Annotated in this window: 7 protein-coding genes; 4 read left to right on the top strand and 3 right to left on the bottom strand. The window is 61.9% G+C overall.

The annotated features are described in order from the left end of the window. Positions 1-643: TetR/AcrR family transcriptional regulator (locus SGJ19_09530; GenBank protein MDZ4780479.1), on the top strand; the 643-nt coding region annotated here is incomplete at its 5' end. A gap of 11 nt (positions 644-654) precedes the next feature. On the opposite strand, the gene SGJ19_09525 is transcribed toward SGJ19_09530, so the two are convergent. Beyond that, the gene (locus tag SGJ19_09525) at positions 655-1,068 is read right to left on the bottom strand and encodes a very short patch repair endonuclease (GenBank protein MDZ4780478.1); all 414 of its coding nucleotides are present in this window, start codon (positions 1,066-1,068) and stop codon (positions 655-657) included. An 82-nt stretch (positions 1,069-1,150) separates the two neighbouring features. Between SGJ19_09525 and SGJ19_09520 the strand changes: the two genes are divergently transcribed. Continuing rightward, on the top strand, positions 1,151-1,345 hold the full coding sequence (locus tag SGJ19_09520; GenBank protein ID MDZ4780477.1) for a hypothetical protein: 195 nt from the start codon (positions 1,151-1,153) through the stop codon (positions 1,343-1,345). Here SGJ19_09520 and SGJ19_09515 read toward each other — a convergent pair whose 3' ends face one another. Both SGJ19_09515 and dcm read right to left on the bottom strand, forming a co-directional pair. Then, positions 1,346-2,287 carry a DUF4928 family protein gene (locus SGJ19_09515; GenBank protein MDZ4780476.1) on the bottom strand — a complete coding sequence of 314 codons (942 nt, stop codon included), beginning with the start codon at positions 2,285-2,287 and terminating at the stop codon, positions 1,346-1,348. A 3-nt stretch (positions 2,288-2,290) separates the two neighbouring features. After that, positions 2,291-3,748: a DNA (cytosine-5-)-methyltransferase gene (gene dcm, locus SGJ19_09510; protein MDZ4780475.1), complete on the bottom strand. Its 1,458-nt coding sequence runs from the start codon at positions 3,746-3,748 to the stop codon at positions 2,291-2,293. A gap of 336 nt (positions 3,749-4,084) precedes the next feature. Between dcm and trpC the strand changes: the two genes are divergently transcribed. Both trpC and SGJ19_09500 read left to right on the top strand, forming a co-directional pair. After that, positions 4,085-4,870: an indole-3-glycerol phosphate synthase TrpC gene (gene trpC, locus SGJ19_09505; protein ID MDZ4780474.1), complete on the top strand. Its 786-nt coding sequence runs from the start codon at positions 4,085-4,087 to the stop codon at positions 4,868-4,870. 90 nt (positions 4,871-4,960) lie between these two features. Next, the coding region (locus tag SGJ19_09500) for a hypothetical protein (GenBank protein ID MDZ4780473.1) at positions 4,961-5,256 on the top strand (296 nt) is incomplete at its 3' end.

Raw genomic sequence — 5,256 nt, 5'->3', positions numbered from 1 at the left:
TTTTAGCAGCGACTCGATGTCCGAAAACCCTCCCGCCCGAGACTACCACCACGGCGATCTTCGCCGCGCCTTGGTGGCCGCGGGCTTGGAAATCCTGGAGCGCGACGGCGTCGAGGGGCTGTCGTTAAGGGCGGTCGCCCGACAGGCTCAGGTTTCGCACAACGCGCCGTACCACCATTTCGCCGACAAGGCCGAACTCTTGGCGGCGGTGGCGGCGGCCGGATTCGAGGCTTTGTCCGAGTCGATCGCCCGCCAGGTGGCAGCGGCCCCAGCCGACAGCTTTTTGGACGGCCTGCGGGGAGTGGGGCGGGGATACCTGCTTTTCGCGGCCGCCCGGCCGGCCGTCTTCCGGCTGATGTTCCGGCCCGAGCTGACCCGCCCTGCCGAGCATCCGTTGCTGAAAGAGGCCCAAGCCCGCGCCTTCGGACTGTTGGTTTCGCAGGTGGCCGGTTGCCAGCAGTCGGGCGAATTGCCCGGCGCGGACCCGCTGCCGCCCGCCGCCATGTGCTGGAGCATGGTCCACGGCCTGGCCGTGCTCCGCGTGGAGCAAGTCCTGGACGAGACGCCGCTCGGCGGCATTCCCTTCGAGCAACTGGCCGCCATGGCCGTGGAAGCGGCCATACGGGGAGTGAGCGGGGGGTGAACCGAAACGCCCTACGAAGCGAGGAATTGCGCCAACTTGCGCTCCAATCGTTCCCGCCGTGATATTCCCGTTTGACACTCCCACACCGTCAGCACGTTCCAGCCGGCACGGCGGAGTTGTCTTCCCGTTCGTCGGTCGCGCGCCGCATTACGCTCAAGCTTGGTGACCCAGTACGAGCGCCGCGACGACGGAATACGGCATCGAGCGCAACCGTGCAAATGCCAGAAGCAACCGCTGACGTTGATCACCTTGCGAAGCCTTGAAAACACGAGGTCGGGCGTCCCTGGTAACGCGCGGACATGCAGGCGATAGCGATAGCCCATCGCATGGACTAGCCGGCGTACGATCATTTCCGGCGTCGTGTCCCGCGACTTCACCGCCGCCATGATTCGCGAACGTTCGGCGCGTGAGAACGTATCAGCCATTGCGCTTTGGAATGCCGCTCCGAATTTGGGAGCGATACCGGACCACTGTACAATTCAAGGCCAACCTGCCGGAGGAATTGCCGTGACTGAGCAGCAAGCAACTGACATTCGAAACGACTATCTATCATGGTCCGGCGGTTGGCCGCCCGATTCTGAGGAGTCCATCTTTGTCTACGTCGAGACGTCGGTGCCCGTAGGTCACGATGACCGCGAGGTAATCGCGCTGCTGCGACAATGGATGTTGGCTGCTGGCAACGCGTACGCGCAACCCATGTGATCATTTCACAAGAATTCGGATTCCGGGCGTACCTACTTGCGCGACCCAACGCTCGTTATAGAGGTTGAATAGTTCGCGTAGCTGCGCTGCCCTTCCCTCGGCAGTGAATTCGCCGATCTCCGTAACGTTCTGTCCAACGAATCGTTCGACGGAGGACACGACGACTCGGCGCATCTCAATCCCGAGAATCTTTTCTAATTCACTTTTCCATATTTGCACTCGATCATTTCGCGTTAAGAGCCATACTTCTGCGTCCGGCTCTCCGAGGGCTCGTTCGACTTGCTCGAGGTGCTTATCGTCCGGGAGCCCTACCGCCACTTCAATAATCGAGTTGCCAACCTCGATGTCGCCAAGGCGCTGGTCCGGGTCTGATCGAGATCTACGGTCTCCCCTATTGGCCCCGTGTACGGGCACTTCTCGACCTAGCCGGATCATAAGCTTCGCTGCGACTAAGTACTGCGCGACATCCCCCGTTTTGCCCTTTTCCTCGGCTTTTTGCAGTATCTCCGCGATGACCGCTTCCGCGCTTCGCCTTCGAATGCTCACCTCCAATGGATCCTGCTCAAGGATCGTACGCAGCGCGCGACCGAACATTTCTTGCGCTTCGTCAATCAATGAGTTTCGTTCGACTGCGGTTGCGGACTGGAATCCACAATCCCCAAGCAACGCCAGAACGTCCGGCCCCCACTCCCGCAGATTGGATGAACGCCGGCCATGGGTGGAGTTTTCCGCTCTAAGCCGCAGGCGGTCCAGCGCAATGTCTCCATATTTTTCATGGGATTGCAGCCCTGAGCTACCTTGGTGCATATGCTCATCTAAATCCAAGGTTGGACACTCCCTTACCCGCTCCAATAGCGCAAGCGCTGCCTGAAGTCGCGCCGGCACATACTTGTCTCCCTTTTTCATTCGGGTTTCGATCAGGTTCAAAAGGCGCTCATTCATTTGTCACCGATTCTCGGTCGCTGCGTGCAAGTAGTTCGTAACGATCCATTCTACTGCCGGCACACAGACGGCGTCACCGAAACCGAATAGCGCTTGGTTGAGCGGCACGTCAATCTTGTACGTGTCCGGCACTCCCTGAAGCCGCGCACACTCGCGGGCGCTGAGTAGCCGCACTTGAAACTTGCCGCGACCGGCCTTGAAGAGAATCTGCCGCCCACTGCCGCCACGCGGCGTTCTAAGGCAGCCGGCGATTCCATCCGTTCGCAACTCAGCCATGCTCTTCCCGTAGCGGACCCGTCGAAAGGCGGTCGCGTAGGTGATCGTGCGCCCATCGATCATCCGCTGCGCATCGGTCGCATGCCGTTCGCTTAACTGCGCCATAAAGTAGTCGACACGGTCATTGTTCCACCACTGCGGATCGTCACTCGGCAAATCTTCAACGATGTCTGCTAGTCGCGCTGTCGCAGGGGGCGGACTCGGCAGCGACCGAATGTCCCAGCGAATCTCCGTTGTCGTGTTGATGAACTGACAAAGGGCGTCTGGCCGGACCTTGCTTTGCGCTGCAGTTCGACGGCAAGGCTTCCCGTCATCCCGCCGGGCGACAATGAATAACCTTGCTCGGCTCTGCGGCGTCCAATGGACGGCGTTCAGAATGAACGCGTCCACGACGTAGCCGAGGCGGTTCAGTTCCGCGAGCGCGCGCTCAAAGTCCGCGCCTTGATTGCTCAGCAGGAATCCGACGACGTTCTCCAGCAATACGAGCGGCGGGCGACGATCCCCTAACTTCTCCAGAAGTCCCGTGAATCCGAAGAACGCGGATGATTCCTTGCCGTCAATGCCGGCCCACTTGCCGGCAATGGACAAGTCGTTGCAAGGGAAGGACGCCGTGAATAGGTCGCACGCCGGTATCGAATCGGGATCGAGTTGATGAATGTCCCCTACGACCAGATGGTCGTCGGATTCCCAGTTGTGGCGGTACATCTCCGCTTTGTCGGGATCGATATCGTTGGCGAACCCTACGCTCCAATCCTGCGCCTCCAATGCGAGGCGGACCAAGCCAATCCCTGAAAAGAACTCCGCTGCGATTGGCCGCCGGCGTCGTTCCGCGTCTTCGCGCGCGATGGAAACTCGGAAGCGACGGGGTGATACCCGCTCGACCGCGAGCTGTTCGCCTGCCGTCACCCCGTGATATTCGTAAAAGCGCCGAATCGCGCCGCGATCCCGGAAAAAACCGCGAGGCTTGCCGTCAGCATCGGTCGGAATGTCAGTCCGGACGATCCCTTCTAGTCCGTCGAAGAGGATTTCGATTTCGCGCGTGCTGTCGCCCGACTTCTGCGGCGGGCCAAAGCAATCGCCGGGGAAAAGGTCGTAATGACGTGACAGGTAAAAATGGTTTTGGCGCAGATTCCCAGCCGTGACGGTAAGCAACCGTCTGACTCCTTGGCCCGAACTGTCGCTCACAACGCACTCCATTCGCGAAACCACCAGACAGTTGTTCACCTATTTCAGGATGATACAGTCCACCGGCCAAGATGCAACTTGCCCTCCGCAACCGGCGGCGGGCGTTTGTGCCAAAGCCGTGACAGCGAGACCGGGGGGGCGCAGCTAAGCGGCCGAACGTATGCCAATATCTGCGGTGGCCGGCGACTACGTAGCCCTCGCGCTCCGCGTGAGGTAGCGTGGAGCGGGTCCGATCGTTCCGCACGAGGGAAGCGAACGGTGGGGCGCATTTCGCAACGGCGCACGCGACGGGCACTCCCAAGACATTCATGGCGGATTGCAACCCTGCCCTACAACATGCCCACCATCCTCGACCAGATCGTCGCCCACAAACGCCAGGAGATCGACCGCGCCCGACGCGCGGTTCCGCTGGAAGGACTCCGCGATCAACTAACTTCCGCGCCGCCCGTGCGAGACTTCTTCGCGCCGCTGGCGGCTGGGGGGCCGATCAAGTTGATCGCCGAGGTGAAGAAGGCCAGCCCTTCGCGGGGAGTGATCCGCGCGGACTTCGATCCCGTCGCCATCGCCCAAACCTACGAGCGGCACGGCGCGACCTGCCTGAGCGTGCTCACCGACGAGCGGTACTTTCAAGGGAGCCTCGACTACCTGCGGCAGGTCCGCGCGGCGGTAGGCATCCCCGTCTTGCGGAAGGATTTCATTCTCGACACGTATCAGCTCGTCGAAGCCCGCGCGGCGGGGGCCGACGCTGTGCTGCTGATCGCCGAATGCCTGGACGACTGCACGTTGCGGAAGCTGCACAACGAGGCTATTGAACTCGGCCTGACGCCGCTGGTGGAGCTTTACGAGCCGGCCAACGTCGCCCGCGTGCTGGCCGCCGGCGCCGCGCTGATCGGCGTCAACAACCGCGACCTGCGGACGTTTCAAGTCGATCTGGAGCACACCATCCGGCTGCGCCAGGAGATTCCCGACGACTGCCTGCTGGTGGGCGAGAGCGGCATCCGCACCCGCGCCGACGCGCTGCGGCTGGAAGCGGCCGGCGTGGACGCCATGCTGGTCGGCGAAACGCTGATGGCACGGCCCGACATCGGCGCGGCGGTGGACGAGTTGCTGGACCGGGCGTAGGATGCCGCGCATGGCTGTGGTCCACTCGCTCCGCGAGTGGTCTCTTGTGGACGCTTGCTGCTCGTTCCCAAATCATTCTTGAGGCGCGTCATGCAAGACGATTTTGCCCCCGTACAACAATCGAGCGTTGCCTGGCTGTTCGATGCTCTGGGCGTGCAGTACACCGTGCTCTTGCTGCTCGCGGGCTTGATCGGCTTCTTGATCGCGCTGGCCGTGGTGCTGCGCGGTCGCGGGCCAATGGCCGCAGCGGCGCTGCTTCTGGCGGTATCGCTTCCCTTACTCGTCGGCGTCTACGGCGCCTTCGACGGGGCGATGGAGTCTCTATTCGTGATTGCCCAGTCGACGGTCGCGCCCCGTCCCTCGGAAATCGCCGCGGGGGTCAGCAC

This window comes from Planctomycetia bacterium, from assembly GCA_034440135.1.
Lineage (GTDB): Bacteria > Planctomycetota > Planctomycetia > Pirellulales > JALHLM01 > JALHLM01.
The sequence above is the reverse complement of the archived record's forward strand: the minus strand, read 5'-3'. Positions and strand labels throughout refer to the sequence as shown.